At 71.9% G+C, this 24,764-nt stretch carries 21 protein-coding genes and 1 tRNA gene; 8 read left to right on the forward strand and 14 right to left on the reverse strand.

The features are described 5' to 3' along the window. Window positions 1-153: 153 nt before the first annotated feature. Window positions 154-3,405: a S41 family peptidase gene (locus tag RBJ77_RS29790; protein ID WP_372347839.1), complete on the forward strand. Its 3,252-nt coding sequence runs from the start codon at window positions 154-156 to the stop codon at window positions 3,403-3,405. 94 nt (window positions 3,406-3,499) lie between these two features. Here the strand turns inward: RBJ77_RS29790 and RBJ77_RS29795 are convergent, their stop codons facing one another. The 4 genes from RBJ77_RS29795 to RBJ77_RS29810 form a co-directional block, all read right to left on the reverse strand. Continuing rightward, window positions 3,500-3,706 carry a hypothetical protein gene (locus RBJ77_RS29795; RefSeq protein ID WP_255972542.1) on the reverse strand — a complete coding sequence of 69 codons (207 nt, stop codon included), beginning with the start codon at window positions 3,704-3,706 and terminating at the stop codon, window positions 3,500-3,502. A 114-nt stretch (window positions 3,707-3,820) separates the two neighbouring features. Next, window positions 3,821-4,696 (reverse strand): SDR family oxidoreductase, encoded by an 876-nt coding sequence (locus RBJ77_RS29800; protein ID WP_255972544.1) that lies wholly within the window; start codon window positions 4,694-4,696, stop codon window positions 3,821-3,823. Then, the gene (locus tag RBJ77_RS29805; RefSeq protein ID WP_372347840.1) at window positions 4,693-5,637 is read right to left on the reverse strand and encodes an alpha/beta fold hydrolase; all 945 of its coding nucleotides are present in this window, start codon (window positions 5,635-5,637) and stop codon (window positions 4,693-4,695) included. The genes RBJ77_RS29800 and RBJ77_RS29805 overlap by 4 nt, the downstream gene beginning before the upstream one ends. After that, a complete protein-coding gene (locus RBJ77_RS29810; protein WP_372347841.1) occupies window positions 5,634-7,184 on the reverse strand; it encodes a flavin-containing monooxygenase in 1,551 nt (516 codons plus the stop codon). The genes RBJ77_RS29805 and RBJ77_RS29810 overlap by 4 nt, the downstream gene beginning before the upstream one ends. Window positions 7,185-7,381: 197 nt before the next feature. Between RBJ77_RS29810 and RBJ77_RS29815 the strand changes: the two genes are divergently transcribed. After that, window positions 7,382-8,029, forward strand: a complete 648-nt coding sequence (locus RBJ77_RS29815) for a MerR family transcriptional regulator (protein ID WP_372347854.1) — start codon at window positions 7,382-7,384, stop codon at window positions 8,027-8,029. On the opposite strand, the gene RBJ77_RS29820 is transcribed toward RBJ77_RS29815, so the two are convergent. Together RBJ77_RS29820 and RBJ77_RS29825 are read right to left on the reverse strand one after the other, a co-directional pair. Further along, complete coding sequence (locus RBJ77_RS29820; RefSeq protein WP_372347842.1) at window positions 7,986-9,038, reverse strand: DUF6528 family protein; 1,053 nt, start codon at window positions 9,036-9,038, stop codon at window positions 7,986-7,988. The genes RBJ77_RS29815 and RBJ77_RS29820 overlap by 44 nt on opposite strands. A gap of 140 nt (window positions 9,039-9,178) precedes the next feature. Further along, window positions 9,179-10,000 (reverse strand): exodeoxyribonuclease III, encoded by an 822-nt coding sequence (locus tag RBJ77_RS29825; protein ID WP_372347843.1) that lies wholly within the window; start codon window positions 9,998-10,000, stop codon window positions 9,179-9,181. Window positions 10,001-10,046: 46 nt separating this feature from the next. Between RBJ77_RS29825 and RBJ77_RS29830 the strand changes: the two genes are divergently transcribed. Further along, window positions 10,047-10,559 (forward strand): GNAT family N-acetyltransferase, encoded by a 513-nt coding sequence (locus tag RBJ77_RS29830; protein ID WP_255972554.1) that lies wholly within the window; start codon window positions 10,047-10,049, stop codon window positions 10,557-10,559. Between the two features lie 92 nt (window positions 10,560-10,651). On the opposite strand, the gene RBJ77_RS29835 is transcribed toward RBJ77_RS29830, so the two are convergent. From RBJ77_RS29835 to galU, 7 genes are all read right to left on the reverse strand, one after another. After that, window positions 10,652-10,725, reverse strand: a tRNA-Ala gene (locus tag RBJ77_RS29835). Between the two features lie 91 nt (window positions 10,726-10,816). Then, window positions 10,817-11,941, reverse strand: a complete 1,125-nt coding sequence (gene glpR, locus RBJ77_RS29840; protein WP_372347844.1) for a gephyrin-like molybdotransferase receptor GlpR — start codon at window positions 11,939-11,941, stop codon at window positions 10,817-10,819. Between the two features lie 172 nt (window positions 11,942-12,113). Beyond that, window positions 12,114-12,782: a GNAT family N-acetyltransferase gene (locus tag RBJ77_RS29845; protein WP_255972582.1), complete on the reverse strand. Its 669-nt coding sequence runs from the start codon at window positions 12,780-12,782 to the stop codon at window positions 12,114-12,116. Then, complete coding sequence (locus RBJ77_RS29850) at window positions 12,779-13,291, reverse strand: molybdenum cofactor biosynthesis protein B (protein WP_372347845.1); 513 nt, start codon at window positions 13,289-13,291, stop codon at window positions 12,779-12,781. Before RBJ77_RS29850 ends, RBJ77_RS29845 begins: the two co-directional genes overlap by 4 nt. Further along, window positions 13,288-13,788 carry a cyclic pyranopterin monophosphate synthase MoaC gene (gene moaC / locus RBJ77_RS29855; RefSeq protein WP_372347846.1) on the reverse strand — a complete coding sequence of 167 codons (501 nt, stop codon included), beginning with the start codon at window positions 13,786-13,788 and terminating at the stop codon, window positions 13,288-13,290. Before moaC ends, RBJ77_RS29850 begins: the two co-directional genes overlap by 4 nt. A 94-nt stretch (window positions 13,789-13,882) precedes the next feature. Continuing rightward, entirely contained in the window at window positions 13,883-15,235 is a 1,353-nt protein-coding gene (gene glp, locus RBJ77_RS29860) for a gephyrin-like molybdotransferase Glp (RefSeq protein ID WP_372347847.1), read from the reverse strand. A gap of 4 nt (window positions 15,236-15,239) precedes the next feature. After that, window positions 15,240-16,142 (reverse strand): UTP--glucose-1-phosphate uridylyltransferase GalU, encoded by a 903-nt coding sequence (gene galU, locus RBJ77_RS29865; RefSeq protein WP_372347848.1) that lies wholly within the window; start codon window positions 16,140-16,142, stop codon window positions 15,240-15,242. A 94-nt stretch (window positions 16,143-16,236) separates the two neighbouring features. Here galU and RBJ77_RS29870 point away from each other — a divergent pair, with 94 nt between their 5' ends. Continuing rightward, window positions 16,237-16,860 (forward strand): 5-formyltetrahydrofolate cyclo-ligase, encoded by a 624-nt coding sequence (locus tag RBJ77_RS29870; RefSeq protein ID WP_372347849.1) that lies wholly within the window; start codon window positions 16,237-16,239, stop codon window positions 16,858-16,860. Between the two features lie 103 nt (window positions 16,861-16,963). Here the strand turns inward: RBJ77_RS29870 and RBJ77_RS29875 are convergent, their stop codons facing one another. After that, the gene (locus tag RBJ77_RS29875) at window positions 16,964-19,717 is read right to left on the reverse strand and encodes a penicillin acylase family protein (protein ID WP_372347850.1); all 2,754 of its coding nucleotides are present in this window, start codon (window positions 19,715-19,717) and stop codon (window positions 16,964-16,966) included. Window positions 19,718-19,902: 185 nt separating this feature from the next. Here RBJ77_RS29875 and RBJ77_RS29880 point away from each other — a divergent pair, with 185 nt between their 5' ends. The 4 genes from RBJ77_RS29880 (at window position 19,903) to RBJ77_RS29895 (ending at window position 24,363) form a co-directional block, all read left to right on the forward strand. Continuing rightward, window positions 19,903-21,408 (forward strand): potassium/proton antiporter, encoded by a 1,506-nt coding sequence (locus RBJ77_RS29880; RefSeq protein ID WP_372347855.1) that lies wholly within the window; start codon window positions 19,903-19,905, stop codon window positions 21,406-21,408. A 273-nt stretch (window positions 21,409-21,681) separates the two neighbouring features. Next, window positions 21,682-22,974, forward strand: a complete 1,293-nt coding sequence (locus RBJ77_RS29885) for an MFS transporter (protein WP_372347851.1) — start codon at window positions 21,682-21,684, stop codon at window positions 22,972-22,974. A 69-nt stretch (window positions 22,975-23,043) separates the two neighbouring features. Beyond that, window positions 23,044-23,409, forward strand: coding sequence for an FmdB family zinc ribbon protein (locus tag RBJ77_RS29890; RefSeq protein WP_372347852.1), 366 nt, complete (start codon window positions 23,044-23,046; stop codon window positions 23,407-23,409). Between the two features lie 99 nt (window positions 23,410-23,508). Then, a complete protein-coding gene (locus RBJ77_RS29895; RefSeq protein ID WP_255972574.1) occupies window positions 23,509-24,363 on the forward strand; it encodes an S-methyl-5'-thioadenosine phosphorylase in 855 nt (284 codons plus the stop codon). Window positions 24,364-24,764: the final 401 nt, after the last annotated feature.

Here is a 24,764-nt window from a genome sequence, read left to right on the forward strand (position 1 = left end):
ACTGCGCGCTCAGCCACGACAAAAGCCGCGGACGCGTCCGCTCAGCGACCGAGCAGACGCGTCCGCGCCTCGCCGGGGGTTGCTCGCGCAGTTCCCCGCGCCCCTTTCGGGGCCCAGGTTGCCGGAGGCCATCGCGCGGAAAAGCATGGGGAGGTGACAGAAGAGACAGCCGAGGCGTACCTGCGATTCCCGCACCTGAGCGGCGAGCGACTCTGTTTCGTGGCGGAGGACGACCTCTGGGTCGCCCCCCTGGACGGCTCCGCGCGGGCCTGGCGGGTCACCGCCGACCGGACCAAGATCGGCCACCCGCGCTTCGCCCCCGACGGCCGCCACATCGCCTACACGACCTGGCGCAGCCTCGACCCGGAGATCCACCTCGCACCGGTCGACGGCGGCGCCGCCCGCCGCCTCACGTACTGGGGCAGCGTCGACACCCAGGTCCGCGGCTGGTCACCCCCCGACAAGGACGGCCGGGCCGACGTCCTCGCGGTGGCCTCGCACGGCGAGCCGTTCTCCTACTTCACCTTCGCCTACAGCGTCCCGACCGACGGCTCCCCCGGCGGCAAGCTCCCCTGGGGCCCGGTCAGCGACATCCAGGTCGCCGACATCGACGGGGAGCGCAGGACCCTGCTCCTGACGGGCACGCCGCCGCACGAGCCGGCCGCCTGGAAGCGCTACCGGGGCGGCGCGCAGGGCCGGTTGTGGGTGCACGGGCAGCGGATCCTCGCCGACCTCGACGGACATCTGGACGCCCCGATGTTCGTCGGCGACCGGATCGCCTTCCTCTCCGACCACGAGGGCGTCGGCAACGTCTACTCGTGCCTGCCCGACGGCTCCGACCTGACCCGGCACACCGACCACGACGCCTTCTACGCCCGGCACGCCTCGTCCGACGGCACCCGGATCGTCTACCAGTGCGCGGGCGAGCTGTGGATCCTGGACGACCTCGGCCCCGGCTCCGAGCCGCGCCGGCTGACCGTGCGGCTCGGCGGCCCGCGCGCCGGGCGCCGCAGCTACCAGGTGCCGGCCGCCCGCCACGTCGACGCGCTCTCGGTCGACGAGACGGGGCGGGCCAGCGCGGTCGTCGTGCGCGGCTCCCTGTACTGGCTGACGCACCGGGACGGCCCGGCCCGCACCATCACCGACACCCCGGGCGTGCGGGTCCGGCTCCCCGAGATGCTCGGCTCCGGCGGGCAGGTCGCCTACGTGACCGACGCCGAGGGCGACGACGCCGTCGAGATCGCCTACCTGCCGCGCGCCAGCGGCGACCGGGAGCCGCGCCGGCTCGCCTCCGGAGGGCTCGGCCGCGTCCAGGAGCTGGTCGCGGACCCGGACGGCGAGCGCCTCGCCATCGCCTCGAACGACGGCCGGCTCCTCCTCATCGACGCGACGGAGGAGTCGAACGGCGAGGTCACCGAGCTGATCCGGTCCACGAACGGCCCGGTCCGCGACCTCGCGTTCTCGCCGGACGGCGCCTGGCTGACCTGGTCGCACCCGCGCATCGGACGCTCGCTGCGGCAGATCAAGATGGCCCGCATCAAGGACCGCACGATCGTCGACGTCACCAACGGCCGCTTCGAGGACGAGAACCCGGTCTTCACCCGGGACGGCCGCTACCTCGCGTTCCTGTCCTGGCGCGGCTTCGACCCGGTCTACGACGTGCACACCGGCGACCTGTCGTTCCCGCTGGGCTGCCGCCCCTACCTCGTACCGCTGTCGTCGGCGACCCCGTCCCCGTTCGCCCTCTCCCCCGACGGGCGCACGGCCGCCGGCGGGCTCGACCCCGGCGAGGACACCGGGGACGGCACGCCGACCGTGGAGATCGAGGGCCTGCCCAACCGGGTGGTGCCGTTCCCGGTCGCGGCCTCCAAGTACTCGGCGATGTACCCGGTCGCCGGCGGCGGCCTCGTCTGGCTGCGCTGGCCGATCTCGGGCGCGCTCGGCGAGACGTTCGCCAACCCGGCCGACACCTCGTCCCAGCCGACCCTCGAACACTTCAACCTGGCCAAGGGCAAGAAGACCCAACTGGTCGACCACATGGACTGGTTCGCGGTCAGCGGCGACGGCACCCGGCTCGTCGTCGGCGACGAGGGCGAGCTGAGCGCCGTGCCGTCGGCCGAGGCGGGCGACAACGACTCCACGATCTGGATCGACCTGCGCCGCATCCTGCACGAGGTGGACCCGGCCGCCGAGTGGCGCCAGTCGTTCGACGAGGCGGGCCGGCTCATCCGCGCCTACTTCTGGGAACCGCGGATGTGCGGCATCGACTGGGACGCCGTCCTCGACCAGTACCGGCCGCTGGTCGAACGGGTCGCGTCCCCCGACGAGTTCGCGGACCTGCTGCGGGAGGTCCTCGGTGAACTGGGCACCTCGCACGCCTACGTCGCCGCCGCCCGCCGCAACGAGGGCCCGCCCCACTACCAGCGCGCCCAGGGCCTGCTCGGCGCCAACCTGGTGTGCCGGGACGGGAGTTGGATGCTCACCCGGATCCTGCCCGGCGACTCGTCCGACTCCAAGGCCCGCTCCCCGCTCGCGGGCACCGGCATCCGCGAGGGCGCGATCCTCACCCATGTCGACGGCCGCCCGGTCGACCCGCTCACGGGCCCGTACCCGCTGCTGGCCGGCGCGGGCGGCACGACCGTGGAGCTGACCTTCACCCCGGCCGAGGGCGAGGGCCGGGCGCGCCGCGTCGCGGTCGTCCCGCTCGTCGACGAGCGGCCGCTGCGCTACCAGGACTGGGTGGCCAAACGCCGGGCCGTCGTACGGGAGTTGAGCAACGGCAAGTGCGGCTATCTGCACATCCCCGACATGGGCGGATCGGGCTGGGCACAGTTCAACCGGGACCTGCGCATGGAGGTGTCGCGGCCCGCGCTCATCGTCGACGTCCGGGGCAACGCGGGCGGCAACATCAGCGAGCTGGTCGTCGAGAAGCTGACCCGGAAGATCATCGGCTGGGACCTGACGCGGAACGCGCAGCCCGTGTCGTACGCGTCGAACGCGCCGCGCGGACCGGTGGTCGCCCTCGCCGACGAGGCCACCTCGTCGGACGGCGACATGATCACCGCGGCGTTCAAGCTACTCGCGCTCGGCCCGGTCGTCGGCCAGCGCACCTGGGGCGGCGTGGTCGGCATGACCGGGCGGCACAAGCTCGGCGACGGCACGGTGATCACGGTGCCGATGAACGCGGCGTGGTTCCCCGAGTACGGCTGGTCCGTCGAGAACCGGGGCGTCGACCCGGACATCGAGGTCCTGCGCACCCCGCTCGACTGGGCGGAGGGCCGGCACGCACAGCTCGACGACGCGGTGCACCTCGCCCTCGACCTGCTGCGGGAACAGGGCGCCCTCGACCCGCCGGACTACACGGACGTGCCGGACCGCCGCCGACCGAAACTGCCGCCCCGGTAGGGCGGCAGCGGGGCGGGGGGCGGGGGCGCCGGGCAGACGCAGTCGGACCCCACCCGGCGTCCCGGGTGGGGTCCGACTCGCTCAGGGGGAAGCGTCAGGCGTCGTAGTCCTGGTCGAACTTGTCCTGCGCCTCCTGGGCGGCCCGCTGCGCCTGGTCCGGGGCCTGCGAGCTGCGCTCGCTCGCCTCGTCCTGCGCCTGCTGGGCTCGCTCACTCGACTCGTCCTTGGCGCCGCCCATGGCGTCCTTGGCCTTGTTGGAGAGCTCTTCGCCCTTGTCCTTGAACTGGTCCATGATGCCCATGCTGTTCACTCCCGTTGGTGGGTGAGGGGATTGGGCCTCGACCAGCCTGACACGGCCGGACATTCATCGCATTTCGATCAATGACCGACCGTGTCGAAGGGAGAGAACCGCAGGTCAGCGCTCTCGTACCTGCTCGTCGGCGGCGCCGCCGGCCCCCACGAGTCCGCGCGACACGCTGCCGAGCCGCGGCTCGAACCGGCGCATCTCGCGCTGCCCGACCGAGCCGATGACCGCGGGCAGGTAGCCGCGGATGCCCTGCATGCCGCGCAGCCACCACTGCGCGTACACGTGCGACGACCGCCGCTCGATGCCCGCCACGATCCGGTCGACGGCCGGGCCCAGCGGATACGTCTTGTTCGACGGCCAGGGCAGCCGCTGGCGCAGCTCGCGCATCACGTCGTCCTGGTCGGCGCCGCGCACCATGTCGGTGTCGGTCCAGGACAGATAGCCGACGCCGACCCGGACGCCCTTGTAGCCGACCTCGGCGCGCAGGCTGTGCGCGTACGCCTCCACGCCCGACTTCGACGCGCAGTAGGCGGTCATCATCGGCGCGGGCGTGATCGCGGCGAGCGAGGCGATCTGCAGCAGGTAGCCGCGCGACTCCATGAGGACGGGCAGGAAGGCGCGGGCGGTGACGGCGGACCCGATGAGGTTCACCTCGATCACCCGCCGCCAGGCCACGGGGTCGGAGTCGACGAACGGCCCGCCGGTCGCGACACCCGCGTTCGCCACGACGATGTCGACCTTCCCGAACCGCTCCTTCACCTCGCGCGCGACCTGCGCCATCGCCTCGTGGTCGGTGACGTCCGCGTGCCACCAGTCGGCGTCGGCGTGCAGCCGCCCGGCCACCTGCTTCAGCTCGTCCGGCTCCAGGCCGACCAGGGCGATCTTGGCGCCGCGCGCCGACAGCTTGCGGGCGAGCAGCTCACCGACTCCGCGCGCGGCGCCCGTGACGACCGCGACCTGCCCTTCCAGACTGACCTTGCTCATGCGACATCCGCCCCCTTCTCCGTCTGTACGTAGGTGTCCGACAGCTCACGGATCTTCGCCGTGACGGCTTCCGGAGCCTCGATGGGTGTCATGTGGCCGAGACCCGCCAGTTCGGTCAGGCCCACGCAGTCCGGCAGCGCGGCGGCGATCCGCCGGGCGTGCACGGCGGGCGTCATCCGGTCGGCGGTCCCGACGACGACGGCCACCGGCATCGTCAACTCGCCGACCTGATCGTCGAGTTGGAGCGTCTCCAGCACGTGCGACCAGCCGTAGCGCACACCGCGCGGACAGGCGTGCACGATGCGCGCGCAGGCCTCGACCTTGTCCGGTGACGAACCAGGGCCCATGGTCGCGTACTTGAGGACCTTCTTGCCGACCGGCGTGACCGGGCCGAGCGGCGCCTTCGACCCGAGGATCGAGCGGGTCAGCCGGGTGCGCAGGGCGCCCGCGCCGAGCATCGGCACCACGGTCGCCTCGGAGACCAGGCCCGAGCTGCCGGTGCTGCACAGCAGGACGGCGGCGGCGTGCTCCTTGAACTCGGGCCGCTTCGCCGCGGCCATCATCGTCATGCCGCCCATCGAGTGCCCGGCGAGCACCGCCCGCTCCCCAGGACCGAGCGTCGCGCCGAGCACGGCGACCAGGTCGTCGGCCAGCATCTCGGGCGTGTACGGGAGCTGCGCGGCGGCCGGGCTGCGGCCGTGCCCCCGCTGGTCGTACACGACCACGCGGTGGTCGGCGGCGAGGTCCCGCACCTGCGCCGCCCAGAAGGCGGTCGAGCAGGTCCAGCCGTGGGCGAGCACCACGGTGGACGCCGCCGTGCTCTCGGCGGGGCCGTGCACCTCGACGTGCAGCCGGGCCCCGTCCGCCGACTCGACGGTCAGCTCGCGGGCGGCGACGGGCGGGGCGAACGGCCCGGACGTCACGTGCATCAGGCGGCTCATGCGGCCTTCACCTCTGCCTTCTTCGTGCGCTTGGCGGTACGGGACGTGGCGGGCCGCTCGGCGACGGGCGGGCGCACGACCTCGTACTCGCCGACGTCGACGTGCCGGGTGGCCTGCCGGAACTCGGTGGTGGTGCCGGGCCAGACGGTCGTGTTGCGGCCGTTGGCGTCGAGGTACCAGCTGGTGCAGCCGCCGGTGTTCCACACGGTGCGCTTCATCCGGTCCTGGACCCGGTTGTTCCAGCCGGTGACGGCGGTCTCGCGGGGGTTCAGGGCGACGCGGCCGCCGAGGACGTCCAACTGCCGCATGTAGTCGGCCAGATAGTTCAGCTGGGACTCGATCATCAGGATCATCGAGGAGTTCCCGAGGCCGGTGTTGGGCCCGATGATCGTCATGAAGTTCGGGAAGCCGGCCGCGGTGGCGCCGCGCAGCGCCTTCATGCCGTCCTTCCACGACTGCATGAGCGTGTCGCCGTCGGCCCCGGTCACCCGGTCCGCGATCGGCATGTCGGTGACGTGGAAGCCGGTGCCGAAGATGATCGCGTCGACCTCGGCCTCGCTGCCGTCGGCGGCGACCAGGGTGTTCCCGCGGATCTCGCTCAGGCCGGAGGCGACGACGTCGACGTTCGGCCGGGCCAGCGCCGGATAGTAGGTGTTGGACAGCAGGATCCGCTTGCAGCCGATGCGGTAGTCCGGGGTGAGCTTGGCGCGCAGCGCCGGGTCCTTGACCGCGCGGTGCATGTTCGCCTTGGCCAGGTTCTCCACCAGGCCCAGCTCGTCGGGCCGCTTGGTGAACGCCTGGACCTGCAACTCCCGTATGCCCCACAGGAGTCCGCGGCGCGCCTGGGTGGTGAAGGGCAGCTGGCGGTGCAGCCAGCGCTCGGCCTTCGTGATGGCGCGGTCGGCGCGCGGCATCACCCACGGGGGCGTGCGCTGGAAGAGGGTGAGCCGCCCGACCTCGCGCTGGATCGCGGGCACGATCTGGATGGCGGAGGCGCCGGTGCCGATCATGGCGACGCGCTTGCCGCGCAGGTCGTAGTCGTGGTCCCAGCGGGCCGAGTGGAAGACCTTGCCGGTGAACGAGTCGAGGCGGGGGACCTCCGGGACCTTCGGGTCGGAGAGCGGTCCGGTCGCGGAGACGACGACGTCGGCGGTGAGGGTGCCGCTCGTGGTCTCGATCTCCCACCAGAGCTTCTCGGCGTCCCAGCGCGCCTGCCGCACCTCGGAGTCGAAGCGGATGTGCGGGCGCAGCCGGAAGGTGTCGGCGACGTGCTCCAGGTACTCGTGGATCCGCTCCTGGCCGGAGAAGGTGCGCGGCCAGTCCGGGTTCGGCGCGAAGGAGAAGGAGTACAGGTGGGACGGTACGTCGCAGGCGCATCCCGGGTAGCTGTTGTCGCGCCAGGTGCCGCCGACGGTGCCGGCCCGCTCCAGGACCACGAAGTCGGTGATGCCCTCGCGGCGCAGCCGGACCGCGGCGCCCAGACCGCCGAACCCGGACCCGATCACCGCCACCCGCACGTGCTCATGCCCGCGCTCGTCCGTGCCCATCCCGGCGCCTCCCTTGCCGCACGATCCTGCCAGTGAACACTGGCGCAATTCGGAGGGTAGAGCAGGTGCGTACTGATGGGTAGGGGTCGGGCCCAGGAAAGTTACCGTCGGTACGACATAGGGTTTCCGGCGTGGCAGACGACGTGGCAGGCGACGTGGCGGACGTGGCGGCGGACCGGGAGAAGCGCGAGTACCGCATGGAGGAGCTGGCCGACGCGGCCGGCATCACGGTGCGCACCGTGCGCTTCTACCGCGAGCGCGGCCTCATCAAGCCCCCGCGCCGCGAGGGCCGCATCGCCTGGTACGACGAGACCCACCTGGCCAGACTGCGCACCATCGCCGCGCTCCTCGACCGCGGCCACACCCTCAACGGCATCGCCGAACTCTCCGAGGCATTCGACCGGGGCCGCGACGTCGGCGAGCTCCTCGGCATCGGCGCCCCCACCGAGGAGACCCCGGTCCGCCTCACCGCCCCCGAGCTCGCCGACTACTTCGCCGGCCAGGACACCCCGGAGAACCTCCAGGCCGCCCTCGACCTCGGCTACCTGGGCACCGACGGCGAGGAGATCGTGCACATCAGCCGCCGCCTCCTCGACGTCTCGGCGGCGCTGGTCCGCGAGGGCATCCCGCTCGCCGAGGTGCTCGCCGCGGCCAAGCGGGTCCGCGAGCACGCGGAGTCCCTGGCCACCCTCTTCGCCGACCTCGTCCTCGCCCACGCCGCCGAGCAGGACGTCGAGCGGCTGCGCCCCCTCGCCAAGTCGGTGGTGGAGGCGGAACTCTCCATGGCCCTGGACCGCAAGCTCAGCGGGGAAGCCACCAGCGAGCCTTGTAGATCCCGCCGTTGACCAGCTCGTAGGCGCCCGGCGGCCGGTGCACGCTCACCGTCGTCGTCCACCAGGTCTCGCCGAGCCCCTTCTCCGGCACGGTGGTGACGACCCGGCCGGTGCGCGGGTCGTCACCCACGCACTTCACCGACTTCCGCACGATCTCGTCGGCCCCGGCGAAGTCCTGCACGAAGGCGCCGGCGGCGATGTCGTACTGGAACACGGAGGCGCTGGTCGTCACCCACATCCGCCCCGGCCGACCGGCCACGGGGAACAGATCGTGCCCGCCGGCCGACTTCCCCGGGGTGGCGACGGGCAGCGCCACGGCGGACCGCCGCACCAGCGCGGGCCGCACCCGCGTCCCCGCCACCTCGTAGGCCACCAGCTCGTCGTCCCCCATGGCCCACAGCAGCCGCCGCGCACCGTCCCAGTGCAGCCCGTGCGCGCCCTTCAGCCCGACCTCGGTGTACCGCTTCGCGTGCGGCCCCAGCGAGGCCGCGTAGAGCCGCACGAGGGCGCCCGTGCTGCACGCGACGGCGACGTTCCCGTCCGGGAGGATCTCGGCGGTGTGCGGGTTGAACAGGTCGTCGCCGGGGCCGAGGGCCGCACCCCAGTACCGCCGCCCGGACGGCACCTCGACGACGGCCACGAACCCGAACGACGCCGTGGTCAGCACGTACGTCCGCCCCCGGTGTCTGCGCACCTTGGCCTCGCTCGGGTACACCCAGCTGGCATCGGGCACGAGATCCCGGTACCCGGGGTCGCCCACCGGCGAGAACGCCCACTTCACGACGGACGGATCGGCGGCGGGGTCCCACACGCCGACCCCGGGATCGAGCACCAGGATCCGCTTGCTCGCCTGCTCGGTGAGCAGCACCGGCGGCGCCCCCGCGGGCGCCCCCTGCGCCTGCCCGGCCCCGGCTCCGGCGAGCGCGAGCCCGGCCCCGGCCCCGGCGGCCCCGAGGAGCAGCCCGCGCCGGCCGGTGACACGAGAGGCAGAAACGGCAGAGGCATGATCGGAACGAGACATGAAGTCCCCCCGTACAGTCGGCAGTTGACCGCGAACTCATCATGTACGCGACTAAAATCTGCCATGCCGTACGAGGGGACGTAAGCCCTTGAACGAGCCTGCCCGGGGCCGGATCCGGGCGGGCCCCCGGCCGGTGACGCCTACTCGTAGACGACGGTCACCGGCGCGTGGTCCGACCAGCGCTCGGCATGCGTGGCGGCCCGCTCGACGAATCCCTTGACCGCGCGCCCGGCGAGGCCCGGCGTCGAGATCTGGTAGTCGATCCGCCAGCCCGTGTCGTTGTCGAAGGCGCGCCCGCGGTACGACCACCACGAGTACGGGCCCTCGACGTCCGGGTGCAGCTCCCGCACCACGTCCGCGTAGCCGCCGTCGGCGGCGTCGAGGACCCGCCCCAGCCACTCCCGCTCCTCGGGCAGGAATCCGGAGTTCTTCTTGTTGCCCTTCCAGTTCTTCAGGTCCGCCTCGCGGTGCGCGATGTTCCAGTCGCCGCAGACGACGACCTCGCGCCCGTCGGCGGCGGCCCGCACCCGCAGCTCCTTCAGGTACACGAGGAACTCGTCCATGAACCGGATCTTCTCGTCCTGCCGCTCGGTCCCGACCTCGCCCGACGGCAGGTACAGGGAGGCGACGACGACGCCCGGCAGATCCACTTCCACGTACCGGCCACTGCCGTCGAACTCGGCCGACCCGAAGCCGATCCGCACCCGCTCCGGCTCGCGCCGCGTGTAGAGGGAGACACCGGCCCGGCCCTTGGCCCCGGCCGGAGCGTGCACGACGTGCCACCCCTCGGGCTCGCGCACCTCGGCCGGCAGCTGCTCCGGCTCGGCACGCACCTCCTGGAGGCACAGTACGTCGGCGGAGGTCTCCGCCAGCCACTCCACGAAGCCCTTCTTGGCGGCGGCCCGCAGCCCGTTCACATTCACAGTGGTCACAGTCAGCACCCGGTCACGGTACCGGCACACTGGACGAGTCAGCCGCAACCGCCAGCATAGAGTTACGATGCTACGCATGACTATCCAGCCCGCGCCGGCCTCGGCGCTCACCCTGCGCCCCGTCTCCTTCGGCCACCCCGACGCGATCGCCCTGAACGACCGCGTACAGCTCGAGTACGCGGAGCGCTACGGCGACGAGGGCGATGTCACACCGCTCGACCCCTCGATGTTCGACGCCCCGCGCGGCCTGTACCTGATCGCCTACGACGAGCAGGGCACCCCGCTCGCGACGGGCGGCTGGCGCACCCAGGACGCGAACGAGGAGGCGTACGCCGACGGCGACGCCGAGCTGAAGCGGATGTACGTCACTCCGGAGGCCCGCGGCCTCGGTCTGGCCCGCCGGATCCTCGCGGCCCTGGAGGCGGACGCCCGGGCGGCGGGCCGGCTGCGCATGGTCCTGGAGACGGGCACCAAGCAGCCCGAGGCGATAGCCCTCTACACGTCCAGCGGTTACGAGCCCTGCCCCAAGTTCGGCCACTACCGCTTCGACGAGCTGAGCCGCTGCTACGCGAAGCCGCTCCAGGACTGAGCGCGCGCCGGGTACGTGCGGGAACGGGACCGGGCACGTACGGGAACAGGCAAGAGCCCCGCCGGGTAAACCCGGCGGGGCTCCAATTGCAGTGGACCTGTGGGGATTTGAACCCCAGACCCCCTCGATGCGAACGAGGTGCGCTACCAGACTGCGCCACAGGCCCTTGCAACGAGTGAAACTCTAGCACCCCGATCGGGGTGCTCGGAAATCCGCTCCCCGGCTGGTCAGCCCCGGGACCCCCGCTGTGGCCCCGATCACTCGTTGGCGGCGCGCGGCCGCTTGCCCGTGCCGTCGTCGTACTGGTCGAACAGCGGGGTGCGGCCGCGCTCGCGGGAGCGCCGGGCGGAGGCGGCGCGGCGGGCGTCGCTGCGGCCGTCGTCGGCGGCCGGCTGCTCCTCGGGCTCCGGGGCGGCGGCCTGCTCGGCGGCGGAGGACCGGGCCGGGCTCCAGGTCTCCGGAGCGCCGTAGTCGATGCCGCCGGTGCCGCGCGGGGCGACGGGTGCGGTCACGTACGTGGGCAGCGGCACGGGGACCGGGTCCCAGCTGTCGCCGGGGCCGGGGCGGGCCTGCCGCTCGCGCTGCTGGTCGACCCACTCCGCGTGGTCGGTCTGCTCGACGAGCGCGCGCCGGTCGGCGGCGAGCGCCTCCAGACCGGGGTCGGTGGCCGTCTCGCCGCCGGCTGGTCCGTCCTCCGCGTTGTCGGCGTACTCGGCCGCGACGCGTCCGCCGGCCGGCTGCCGCCTGCGCGGCTGGCGCTCCCGCAGCCGCTGCGCGGCGATCTCGGCGCGGCGCCGGTCCATGACGTAGGCGAAGCGGCGGCGCTCCTGGGCCCGCAGGTACACGATGTACGCGCTCAGCAGCAGGGCCGGCACGGCGGGCGCCCACAGGAACGGGACGCCGCCGACGCCGGCCACGACGGCACCGGCGGTGAAGGCGACGAAGAGCAGCACGGTGGTGCGGCGGCGGCGCGCGAGCGCCTTGGTGCGCCGGGCCCGGGCCTGTGCCTCCGCGGAAGTGGCGCGCACCGGGCGGGACTTGACCGGGGCGGGCTCCGGGGCGGGCTCCGGCTCCGGTTCGGGTTCGGGCTCCCGGGCGGGCTCCGGGCGCACGACGAAGGCCCGGACGTCCACCGCGTCGGTGGTCGCGTCCGGGTCGACCGGGTCGCCGCGCCGCTCGTCCGCCTCGGGCGAGCGCGCCTGCAGGTCCTTGGCGTACCGGCGCTCCATGCCCGCCCGGCCGGAGAGAAGCCGGATGGCGGTGCTGAAGCGTTCCGTCGGACGGGCTTCGTTCAGCTCGTCCTGCCTACGGAGCCACATCGGCACCAAGTAGGCGGCCCAGGCCCCGACGATGACTGCGTAGATGAGGCCGCTGCTGCTCACGCCTCACACCGTAGAGGGGTTTGCGTGAGGCCATCCGCCAATTGGGCCGGTGTGTCGCACGATCTGGCTGATATTTCGAGCTTTTTTTGCGACTGATGCGATCAACTGGCTGACCGGGACGCGAATTTAATGCCTCTGGCGGTCCCTCGCCGATCAATTTCGAACATTTATTTTATTTCGAGGGGGCGCCCGGATCCACGCTGTTGGGAGTGGCCGGACCTGCGGTGTTGCCCCGGCGCTCGCGACGGCGGCGCTTGAGGAGACCTTCCGGGACCTCCTCGGCGGTCAGCGCGAACACGAGATGGTCCCGCCAGCCGCCGTCGATGTGGAGATACCGTGGGCGAAGCCCCTCCTCGCGGAATCCGAGTTTCTCCACGACCCTGCGGCTCGGCCCGTTCTCCGGCCGAATGCACACCTCGATGCGGTGCAGCCCGACCGTGCGGAAGCAGTGGTCGACCGCGAGCGCGACGGCCGTCGGCATCACTCCGCGCCCGGCCACGGCCTCGTCCACCCAGTAGCCGACGTGGCCCGAGCACATGGATCCCCAGGTGATGCCGGCGACGGTCAACTGCCCCACGAGCCGGCCCTGGTACTCGATGACGAAGGGCAGCATCCGGCCCGCGTTCGCCTCCGAGCGCAGATGGCGCACCATCTGACGGTAGGTCGGGCGGTGGGTGATCGGGCCGCTCGGCGTGGGCGGCGGGATCGTCGCCTCCCAGGGGCGCAGCCAGTCGCGGTTGCGCCGGTTCACCTCGCGCCAGGCACGCTGGTCGCGCAGCCTTATGGGGCGGAGGACGACATCGCCCTCCGCCAGGACGACGGGCCAGGACGGGCTGTTCAGTGCGCACCCCCGGCGTGGGCATCGGGTCTGGGGTGGTCGCCGCCGCGGATCTGGTCGACGGCGTGGGTCAGCAGCGGCGCCAGGACGGCGAGACCGTCCCTGACTCCCCCGCTGGACCCCGGCAGGTTCACGATCAGTGTGCGCCCGGCGACCCCCGCGAGGCCACGGGAGAGCGCCGCGGTCGGCACTTTCTCCCGCCCGTACGCGCGGATCGCCTCGGGAATGCCGGGCACCTCGGCGTCGAGGACGCGGGCGGTCGCTTCAGGGGTGCGGTCGGTGGGCGAGATCCCGGTGCCGCCGGTGGTGACGACGACGTCGTACGCGGCCTCGACCGCGGACCGCAGCGCGGCCTCGACGGGGTCGCCGTCCGGCACGACCTGGGGCCCCTCGACGGCGAAGCCCAGCGTCCGCAGGGCCTCGGCGATCAGCGGTCCGCCCTTGTCCTCGTAGACCCCGGCGGCGGCCCGGTTCGAGGCGGTGACGACGAGGGCGCGGTAGGCGTCGGTCATGACCGGGACCCGCGGTTCCAGTCGCCCGACTTGCCGCCGGTCTTCTCCTCGACGCGCACGTCCGTGATGACCGCGCCCTTGTCGACCGCCTTGACCATGTCGACGACGGTGAGCGCCGCGACCGAGACCGCGGTGAGGGCCTCCATCTCGACGCCCGTACGGTCCGTCGTCTTCACGGTGGCCAGGATCTCCACGGCGTCGTCGGCCACGGACAGGTCGAGCTTCACCCCGGACACGGCCAGCGGGTGGCAGAGCGGGATCAGGTCGGGCGTGCGCTTGGCACCCATGATCCCGGCGATCCGCGCGGTGGCGAGGGCGTCCCCCTTGGGCACGCCTTCGCCGCGCAGCAGTTCCACGACGCGCGGCGAGACGAGGACACGGCCGCTGGCGCGGGCGGTGCGCGCGGTCACGTCCTTCTCCGACACGTCGACCATGCGGGCGGCACCCGCCTCGTCGATGTGGGTGAGCCGATCAAGCCGGTCCTGCGAAGTGCTCATGGTGCCTTGGCGCTCCCGATCCGAGCCGTGCGCGGTGCGGCGCGCCGGACTGTTTGCGCGACACGGTACCGCGAGCCCCCGGCCACCGGACCGGTCAGCCCAGCAGGACCACGTCCACCTCGGTGCCCGGCTCCACCGACGTCACGTCCTCGGGCACCACGATCAGCGCGTCCGCGTGCGCGAGGGCGGCGACGAGGTGCGAGCCGGAACCGCCGACGGTGGCGACCTGGCCGGCCTCCGCGTCGTACGCGCCGCGCAGGAACTGGCGGCGGCCGCCGGGCGAGGTCAGGGCCTTGTCGGCCGTCAGGACGGCGCGCTCGACGGGGCGCCGCACGGTGTCCCGGGGCAGGCCCATCAGCGTCCTGATCGCGGGCCGCACGAACACCTCGAAGGAGACGTACGAGGAGACGGGGTTGCCCGGCAGGGCGAGCAGCGGGGTGTGGTCGGGGCCGATGGAGCCGAAGCCCTGCGGCTTGCCCGGCTGCATCGCGAGCTTGCGGAACTCGACGCCGCTGCCGGCGCCGATGCCGTCCTCCTCGTCCGGGTCGCCGATCGAGGAGAGGGCCTCCTTGACGACGTCGTACGCCCCGACGCTGACCCCGCCGGTCGTCACGATCAGGTCGGCGCGGATCAGCTGGTCCTCGATGGTGGAGCGGAGCGTCTCGGCGTCGTCGGAGACCGCGCCGACCCGGTAGGCGATCGCGCCGGCGTCGCGGGCGGCGGCCGTCAGCGCGAAGCTGTTCGAGTCGTGGATCTGGCCGGGGCCCAACGGCTCGCCGGGCTGCACGAGTTCGCTGCCGGTGGAGACGACGACCACGCGCGGGCGCGGGCGCACCCGGACGGTGCCGCGGCCGATGGCGGCGAGCAGGGCGATCTGCGGCGGGCCGAGGACCGTGCCCGCGGTGAGGGCGCGGTCGCCGGAGCGGACGTCGCTGCCCTGCGCGCGGACGTGCGCGCGGGCCTCGGCGGGGCGGTGCACGCGGACCTCGCCCGACGCGCCCTCGGGAGCCGCGCTGTGGGCGGCCATCGAGTCGACCGGGCCCGCGCCGAGACCTCCGTCGGTCCACTCGACCGGGACGACGGCCTCGGCGCCGGACGGCAGCGGGGCGCCGGTCATGATGCGGGCCGCCTGGCCGGGGCCGACCGTGAGCTGCCCGGCCTGGCCCGCGGCGACGTCGCCGATCACGGTGAGCACGGCGGGGAACTCCTCGCTCGCGCCCGCGACATCGGCGACGCGCACCGCGTACCCGTCCATCGAGCTGTTGTCGAACGGGGGCAGCGAGACCGGCACCGTCACGTCCTCGACGAGCACGCAGCCCTGTGCGTCGAGGAGCTGGAGCTCGATGGGGTCGAGCGGGTGGACGGTGCTGAGGATGTCCTCAAGGTGCTCGTCCACCGACCAGATGTGCTGCTGGCCGGCGGTGGACGCCGTGGTCGCGCTGCTCAAGGTGCTACATCTCCTCGGTGACGTAACTGCGAAGCCAGGTCCGGAAGTCCGGGCCCAGGTCCTCACGTTCGCACGCGAGTCTGACAATGGCACGCAGATAGTCGCCCCGGTCGCCGGTGTCATAGCGGCGGCCCTTGAAGACGACGCCGTGCACGGGGCCGCCGACCTTCTCGTCCGCGGCCAGCTGCTGGAGGGCGTCGGTGAGCTGGATCTCGCCGCCGCGGCCCGGCTCGGTCCGGCGCAGTATGTCGAAGACGTGCGGGTCCAGGACGTAGCGGCCGATGATCGCGTAGTTCGAGGGGGCGTCGGCCGGGTCCGGCTTCTCGACGAGGTCGGTGACCTTGACGACGTCACCGTCGGCGGTGGCCTCCACGGCCGCGCATCCGTAGAGGTGGATCTGCGCCGGATCCACCTCCATGAGCGCGATGACGCTGCCGCCGTGCTGCTCCTGGACCTCGACCATGCGCGCGAGCAGCGGGTCGCGCGGGTCGATCAGGTCGTCGCCGAGGAGGACCGCGAAGGGCTCGTTGCCGACGTGCGGGGCGGCGCACAGGACGGCGTGGCCGAGGCCCCTGGGGTCGCCCTGGCGGACGTAGTGCATGGTGGCGAGGTCGCTGGACTCCTGGACCTTCGCGAGGCGGTTGGCGTCGCCCTTCTTCTGAAGGGCGGACTCCAGCTCGTAGTTGCGGTCGAAGTGGTCTTCCAGCGGGCGCTTGTTGCGGCCCGTGATCATGAGGACGTCATCGAGACCCGCGGACACGGCCTCTTCGACCACGTACTGGATCGCGGGCTTGTCCACGACCGGAAGCATCTCCTTGGGAGTCGCTTTCGTGGCCGGGAGGAACCGGGTGCCGAGACCGGCGGCCGGGATGACAGCCTTGGTGATCCTGGTGTGCGAGTCAGTCATGCCCGTCACCTTAACCGGCCCCCATGGGCGGAATCTGTGGGTCCGCTTAGATGGCACATATATGCGTGGATAAGGAGAGACTTGTGAGCCGACCATGAGCCAGCACACGGGCGACCCGCGTGGCGCCCACCCTGACAAGCGCACATTGCGGCGGGAGTTCCTCGCGGTGAGGAACGCGTTGCCGGAGGATGACGTGCGGGAGACGGAGCGGCTCGTGGCCGAGCGCGCGCTCGACCTGGCCGAACTGGCGACGGCCCGCACGGTGGCCGCGTACGTCTCCGTGGGCCACGAGCCGGGCACGGGCGCACTCCTTGACGCCCTCCGCGCGCGCGGGACGCGGGTCCTGCTGCCGGTGCTGCTGGACGACAACGACCTGGACTGGGGCGCGTACGAAGGCGCTTCCTCGCTCGTCCGCGTCCGGCACCCGGGGAAGATGGCCCTCCTGGAACCGGGCGGCGAACGCCTCGGGCCCGACGCCGTCCTGGCGGCGGACGCCGTCCTGCTGCCGGGGCTCGCCGTCGACGGGCGCGGGATGCGGCTCGGCCGGGGCGGCGGCTCGTACGACCGGGTGCTGGCCCGGCTGGCGGCCGCCGGCGCGCACCCGGCCCTCGTGGTGCTGCTGCACGACGTCGAGGTCGTCGCGCACCTCCCCGAGGAGGCGCACGACAAGGCCGTGGACGCCGTCGTGACGCCTTCGGGGGTCCGGCGCTTCAACTAGCCGCCCACCCAGACGAGAAGGGGCCTCCACGCGCGCGTGGAGGCCCCTTCTCGTCTTCTTCTCGGCTTCTTTCTCGGCTTCTTCTCGGCGACCCGTCAGACGGCTACGGCTTCAGGACCAGCGTGTCCGAGGTGTTGTCGCCGACGGCCTTGTCCGTGAAGTGCCACGGCAGCAGCTCGCCCTTGATCCACTTGTCGGTCTGGTCCGTGTAGTGGGAGCTGAAGGTGTGGCCCGAGGCGCCGGTCAGGTTGATCCACTTGGACTTGTCGAGATCGTCCAGGTTCACCACCATCCGCATCGACGGCACCCAGTTGACCCCGTAGCCGCCCGCCGCGTTCCAGCCGGTCGCGTTCACCGCCGCCTCGCCGCCGCCGAGCTTCCAGGGGCCGCGGTTGAGCACGTACTGCAGCCAGCCGGGGCCCGCCGTGCCGAGGGTCTGGTTCTTCAGCTCCAGCTTGTGCAGCCGGCCCCAGCTCCAGGTGTCGATGTCCTTGCCGAGCTTGGCCGTCAGGTCCCAGCGGGCGTCCTTCAGGGCGCGGCCGAACAGCTGGTCCCGGTTGACGGAGGCCTTGTCGGTGCGCGTCTTCGGCGCCTGCCACCACTCGCTCTTCTGGTCCTTGAGGATGGTGCGCACGACCTGGAACCAGCGGTCGCCGCCGTCCGGCTGCGCCGAGTCCGCGTCCCGCTCGCCGCACTCGCGCACCTTGCGGTCCTCGTCGGCCGGGCCCGTGGTGTCGACCGGGGTGACGCTCAGGCACTGGCCCTTGACCCGCAGCTCCTTGGGCAGCTTGTTGCCGAAGGCCAGCTTCAGGATGTTGCGCCAGACCGAGTTGAAGTAGGCGGCCGCCGCCGAGTCCGGGTTCTGGGTGTAGTCCCAGTTCTCCAGGAGCTGCTGCGCCTCCCTGACGTCCTTGTCCTTGACGTCGATCTTCAACAGGTAGGGCACCAGCAGCTTCGCGATCTCGCTGCTGTTGTCCATCTGCATGGTGCGCATGTCGTCGGTGGAGATCTTGCCGCCGTCCTTGATCTTCGACTCGATCAGGTCGGTGATGCGCTGGCTGCGGGTGCCGTAGCCCCAGTCCGTGGTGAGCGTGTACGGGTAGTCCTCGTCGACCACGGCCTGGTTGGCCGTGACGATGTAGCCGCGCTTCGGGTCGTACTCGTAGGGCAGCTCGGCCTGCTTGATGAAGCCGGTCCAGCGGTACTTGGAGTCCCAGCCCGGCGACGGCAGCGAGCCGTTGCCCTCGCCGCGGATCGGGATGCGGCCCGGCAGCTGGTAGCCGATGTGGCCCTCGGTGTCGGCGTACGTGAGGTTCTGCGAGGGCACCTGGAAGTCGGCGGCCGCCTTGCGGAAGTCGCTCCAGTTCTGCGCCCTGTCGATCTCGAAGACCGCGTCCATGGTGTTGCCGGGCGTCAGCGCGGTCCAGCGCAGCGCGACCCCGTAGCCGTCGCCGCGGTCGGGCGCGGTGGCGTCGACGGTGGCCTTCTTGCCGACCTTGACGAGCTCGTCGTTGCGGTCGGAGACCAGCGGCCCGTTGTTGGTCTCGCGGACGGTGATCGTCTTGTCGCTGCCGCCCGCGACCTTGATGACTTCCTTGCGGGTCTTGAACGGCACCGTCTTGTCGTCGTACGTGTAGCCGTCGCCGTTGAACCGCTCCAGGTAGAGGTCGGTGACGTCGGCGCCCGAGTTGGTCAGGCCCCAGGAGATCTTGCCGTTGTGGCCGATGATCACGCCCGGCATGCCGGCGAACGTGTAGCCCGACACGTCGTACTGGCACTTGCTGGAGACGCTCGTGCAGTGCAGGCCCATCTGGTACCAGACCGACGGCAGTTGCGGCGCCAGGTGCGGGTCGTTGGCGAGCAGCGGCTTGCCGGTGATGGTGTGGTCGCCCGAGACCACCCAGGAGTTGGAGCCGATGCCGTTGCCGTTCGGCCCCAGGCCCGCGGAGTCGGGGATCTGGTCCAGGACGTCGGCGACCCCGCCCAGCTGGCTCTGGAGGTCGCTGGGCGCCTGCGTGCCGCCCGTCAGGCCGGTGCCCGCGGCGCCGCCGGTGGACTGCGCGTCGCCGGCGGAGGCGGCCGGGTCGTAGGACTTCGTGGCGCTGTTGTAGGCGCCCTCCTGCACGATCGGCTTGTTCCGGTCGTACGGGTAGGCGGGGTAGAGGTCCTTGATCTGCTGCGGGCCGAGGCGGCTCGTCATCAGCGAGCGGTCGATCTCGTCCTGCATGTTGCCGCGCAGGTCCCAGGCCATCGCCTTCAGCCAGGCCACCGAGTCGACCGGCGTCCACTTCTGCGGCTTGTAGTCGTTCTCGAAGCCGAGTGCCACGTACTCGGCCGAGATCTCCTTGCCGCTCTTGCCCGCCAGGTAGGCGTTGACTCCCTTGGCGTACGCCTGGAGGTACTTCTTGGTCTCCGGCGAGAGCTTGGACTCGTACTCCTCCTGCGCGACCCGGTGCCAGCCCAGGGTCCGCAGGAACTCATCGGTCTTGACCTGGCTCTTGCCGAACATCTCGGAGAGCCGACCGGAGGTCGTATGGCGTCGCACGTCCATCTCGTAGAAGCGGTCCTGCGCCTGGACGTAGCCCTGCGCCATGAACAGGTCCTCGTCCGAGGAGGCGTAGATCTGCGGGATGCCGTAACCGTCCCGCTTGACCTGCACGGGCCCGTCGAGCCCGTCCATGTCGACGGAGCCCGTGGTCTGCGGCATGGAGGCGCGCACGCCGTCCACGCTCCAGTAGGCGCCGTATCCGATGCCCGCGACGACGGCCAACACCAGGACGATCACGATCAGTCGGGCTCGGCGCCCCTTCTTCTTCCCGGACTGGCGGCCGGAAGAGGCGTTCGTAGTGGAGGGCATCGCGATCCTTGCTGTCCTTCGCTAGCGGCGGGCGAGAGCAACCATACGAGCAGTGCGGTGCGGGGCCGGACGCGGAGTCAAGAAGCGGGTCCCCGCAGGGCTTCCACAAGGCGGCCGGGCATCAAGAACGCGTTAACGATTAGGTAAGGTAACGAAGTAACTCCGCAGCACGGAAGGAACAGCCCCTGACTGTCCACCACCTCAACCAGCTCCTGCTCGTCAGCGCCCTCGTGCTGCTCATCGCGGTCGCCGCGGTGCGCATCTCCTCGCGCAGCGGGCTGCCCAGCCTGCTCCTGTACCTCGGCATCGGCATCGCCATGGGCCAGGACGGCATCGGCAACGTCTCCTTCAGCAACGCCGAGTTGACCCAGGTCATCGGGTACGCGGCACTCGTCGTGATCCTGGCCGAGGGCGGACTGGGGACGAAGTGGAAGGAGATCAGACCGGCGCTCCCGGCGGCCGCCGCGCTGTCCCTCGCCGGCGTCGCGGTGAGCGTGGGCGTGACGGCGGCGGGTGCGCACTACCTGGTGGGCCTGGAATGGCGGCAGGCCCTCATCATCGGCGCGGTGGTGTCCTCCACGGACGCCGCGGCCGTTTTCTCCGTCCTTCGTAAGGTGCCGCTCCCGTCGCGCATCACCGGCGTCCTGGAGGCGGAGTCGGGCTTCAACGACGCCCCCGTCGTCATCCTCGTCGTCGCGTTCTCCGCCGCCGGACCCGTGGAGCACTGGTACCACCTCGTCGGCGAGATCGCCCTGGAGCTCACGATCGGCGCGGCGATAGGACTCGCGGTCGGATGGCTCGGCTCCTACGGGCTGCGCCACGTCGCGCTGCCCGCCTCCGGCCTCTACCCGATCGCCGTCATGGCCATCGCCACCGTCGCGTACGCCGCGGGCGCCATCGCCCACGGCAGCGGGTTCCTCGCCGTCTACCTGGCCTCCATGGTGATGGGCAACGCGAAGCTGCCGCACTGGCCGGCCACCCGCGGATTCGCCGAGGGCCTCGGCTGGATCGCCCAGATCGGCATGTTCGTCCTGCTCGGTCTGCTCGTCACCCCGCACGAGCTGGCCGACGACATAGTGCCCGCGCTCCTCATCGGACTCGTGCTCACCGTGATCGCCCGCCCCCTGGAGGTCGTCATCAGCCTGGCGCCCTTCCGCATGCCGTGGCGGGAACAGGCCCTGATGTCGTGGGCGGGGCTGCGCGGCGCCGTGCCCATCATCCTGGCGACCATCCCGATGGTGACCGGCGTCGCCGACAGCCGCCGGATCTTCAACATCGTCTTCGTCCTGGTCGTCGTCTACACCCTCGTCCAGGGCCCCACGCTGCCCTGGCTGGCCAGGAAACTGCGGCTCGGGGAGGGCTCGGGGGCCGCCGACCTCGGCATCGAATCGGCGCCCCTGGAGCGCCTGCGCGGGCATCTGCTGTCCGTCTCCGTCCCCCAGGGCTCCCGGATGCACGGCGTGGAGGTCGGCGAGCTGCGGCTGCCCAAGGGCGCCGCCGTCACCCTCGTCGTCCGCGACGGGACCTCCTTCGTGCCCGCGCCCACCACGGTGCTGCGCAACAGCGACGAGCTGCTGGTCGTGGCCACCGACCCGGTACGGGACGCGGCCGAGGCGCGCCTGCGGGCCGTCGCCCACGGCGGCAAGCTGGCCGGCTGGCTGGGCACGGGCGGCGACCCCACCACCCGGTGACCCCGTTACCATGGACCGGTCGGCCCACACCACGCTCGGGCCGGCCACGATTCCCAGATCCACAGTTCCACCGACTCTGCCTGACGTAGAGCCGGCGCGACCGCAAAGCGGCCGCGGTCCCCTTGCAGCACTTCGCTGATCTGCTTGGCCCAGGGCCTCTCCTGGCGCGGACCGTAGGTATCACTCGGTTCCCGGCGCATGAGGACGGCTCTCGACGCGGCACCTTCTCGACCAGAGGGCGACGCGTCACCAGGCGGCAGAAAGGCAAGGGCCGTGCCGGACAAGGCCACGGTCACCGAACCCGACAACAGGCGAGCACAGCGTCCGGGCTACGGACAGCTGCTGCGCACCCGCGGGGCCTGGACGTTCCTGCTCCCCGGCTTCGCCGCGCGCCAGCCGTTCGCGATGCTGACCATCTCGATCGTGCTGCTCGTCCAGCACACCACCGGCTCCTACGGCACCGCGGGCGCGGTCTCCGCCACGACCGGTGTCTCCATGGCGCTGTTCGCGCCCTACACCGGCAAACTGGCCGACCGCTTCGGGCAGCGCGCCGTGCTGCTCCCCGGCGTCCTCGTGCACACCGCCTCGGGGCTCACCCTGACCGCGCTGGCGCTCTCCGGGGCGCCCACCTGGTCCCTGTTCCTCGCGGCCGTGCCGACGGGCGCCTCCACGCCGCAGATCGGGCCCATGGTGCGGGCCCGCTGGGGCGTGCGGCTCCAGGGCTCGCCGCTGCTGCAGACCGCGGCCGCCTTCGAGTCGGTCACCGACGAGTTCACCTTCGTCCTCGGCCCGCTCTTCGCGACCGCCCTGTGCACCGGCATCAACCCGGCCGCCGGTCTGATCACCGAGGCATCGCTGACCCTCGTCGGCGGCCTGCTGTTCGCCGCCCAGAAGCGCACCCAGCCCCCGGTGAACCGGGCCGACGGGCACGCGCGCGTGGAGCACGCCTCCGCGCTGCGGGTGCCGGGCGTGCGGGTCCTGATCGTGACGTTCCTCGGGATCGGCTCGGTCTTCGGCGGCATGCAGGTCTCGCTCGCCGCCTACACGGAGGCGATCGGCGAGCCCGGCATGAACGGCGTCCTGTACGGGATCTTCGCCGCGGGCAACATGCTCTCCGGCATCGTCTGCGGCGCCATCGCCTGGAAGGTGTCCCCGCAGCGCCGCCTCCTGGTCGCCTACACGGCCCTCGCCGTGATGGCGTCCGGCCTGTGGGTGGCGCAGTCGGTGCTGCTGCTCGCCGGGCTCGGCCTGCTGGTCGGCGTGTGCATCGCGCCCGCCCTGATCACCGGCTACACGCTCGTCGAGAAGATCGTCCCCGCGGGCTCCCGGACCGAGGCCTTCACCTGGCTGACCGGGGCGGTCGCGCTCGGTCAGGCGGCGGCCGTGACGGTGGCGGGACAGCTGGAGGACCGGTTCTGGGACGGGGCCGGATTCCTGGTCCCGATGGGCGGCACCGTGCTCGCCCTGATGCTCATGTTCCTGCTGCGTTCACGGCTCGCTCCGCCCTCCGCGGGGCGGACCGTGGCACGTGGCGTCGGTCACCGCGTGCCGGTGGCAGTGGACTGATCCCGTGGAATAGGCCACTATGGAGCGTCGTTAGCACTCATTGAGTGAGAGTGCCAGGAGGAAGACACAGTGCCGACTTACCAGTACCAGTGCACCGAGTGCGGCGAGGGCCTCGAGGCGGTGCAGAAGTTCACCGACGACGCCCTGACCGAGTGCCCCAACTGCGGTGGCCGCCTGAAGAAGGTGTTCTCGGCCGTCGGCATCGTGTTCAAGGGCTCCGGCTTCTACCGCAACGACAGCCGCGGCTCCTCGTCGAGCAGCAGCCCGGCGTCGTCCTCGGCATCGAAGACCTCGGGCTCGTCGGAGTCGAAGTCGACCTCGTCGACGTCCTCCGACTCGAAGTCGGCCTCGTCCGCTTCATCGAGTTCGTCGAGTTCGTCGAGTTCGTCGAGCTCCTCCAGCAGCTCTTCCGGCTCGTCGTCGTCCGCCGCCTAGGCGCGCCCCACTCCGACGGCGTCCCACGGCGTCCCACGAGACCCTGTCGTCCCCGACGGCGGGGTCTTCGGCGTTCCCGCCTTGGCTACTGTGCTGACCATGGCGACCAACGCGACCCCACGCACCGAGGCCGAGATCGGCGTGATCGGCGGCTCAGGCTTCTACTCGTTCCTGGACGACGTGACCGAAATCCAGGTGGACACCCCCTACGGCCCGCCCAGCGACTCGCTCTTCCTCGGCGAGATCGCCGGGCGCCGGGTCGCCTTCCTGCCCCGGCACGGCCGCGGCCATCACCTGCCGCCGCACCGCATCAACTACCGCGCCAACCTGTGGGCCCTGCGCTCGGTCGGCGTGCGCCAGGTGCTCGGCCCCTGCGCGGTGGGCGGTCTGCGGCCCGAGTACGGGCCGGGGACACTGCTGGTCCCCGACCAGTTCGTGGACCGTACGAAGTCCCGCGCGCAGACCTACTTCGACGGGCACCCGCTGCCGGACGGCACCGTGCCGAACGTCGTGCACGTCTCGCCGGCCGACCCGTACTGCCCGGTGGGGCGCAAGGTCGTGGTGAAGGCGGCGCGCGGCAAGGACTGGGAGCCGGTGGACGGCGGGACGCTCGTCGTCGTCGAGGGCCCCCGCTTCTCGACCAGGGCCGAGTCGCGGTGGCACGCCGCGATGGGCTGGTCGGTGGTCGGCATGACCGGACACCCGGAGGCGATGCTCGCCCGCGAACTGGAGCTCTGCTACACGTCGCTGACCCTGGTCACCGACCTGGACGCGGGGGCGGAGAGCGGTGAGGGCGTCTCGCACGACGAGGTGCTCCAGGTGTTCGCGGCGAACGTGGACCGGCTGCGCACGGTGCTCTTCGACGCGGTCGCCGGGCTTCCGGCCACCGGCGAGCGGGACTGTCTGTGCCCGGCCGCGCTCGGCGGGATGGACCCGGGGATCCGGCTGCCGTGATCCGTCGCGCGGCCTGAACTTCCCGTTCGGGCTGGCTGAACTTCCCGTTCGGGCGGCCTGAACCCCTCGTTCTGGGGGCTGAACTTCCCGTTCGGGCGGGCTGAACTTCCCGTTCGGGTGGCGGAGTTGTCCACAACCGCTCGGTAGTACACGGGGTTCAGCGGGATCCGGCGCGGAGGCGGATCGTGGTCGGCGAGACGGGCGAGGTGCCCGTCCGTTCGACTGCGAACGACTTCGATCCCGCAGGTGGTGACGTCCGTGTCCGCTGCATCCGCTCCCCCGACGTCCGAGGTGCCCGACTTCCCGCCCGTCCGGGTGCGCGCCGGATGGCGCCTGCCCCGTCCCCGCCGGCGCCGGCGCCGGTCCGCGGCGGCCGTGGGACTCGCGCTGACCGCGGCGGC

Source organism: Streptomyces sp. KL116D, from assembly GCF_030766975.1.
In the GTDB taxonomy this organism is placed as follows: Bacteria; Actinomycetota; Actinomycetes; order Streptomycetales; family Streptomycetaceae; genus Streptomyces; species Streptomyces longispororuber_A.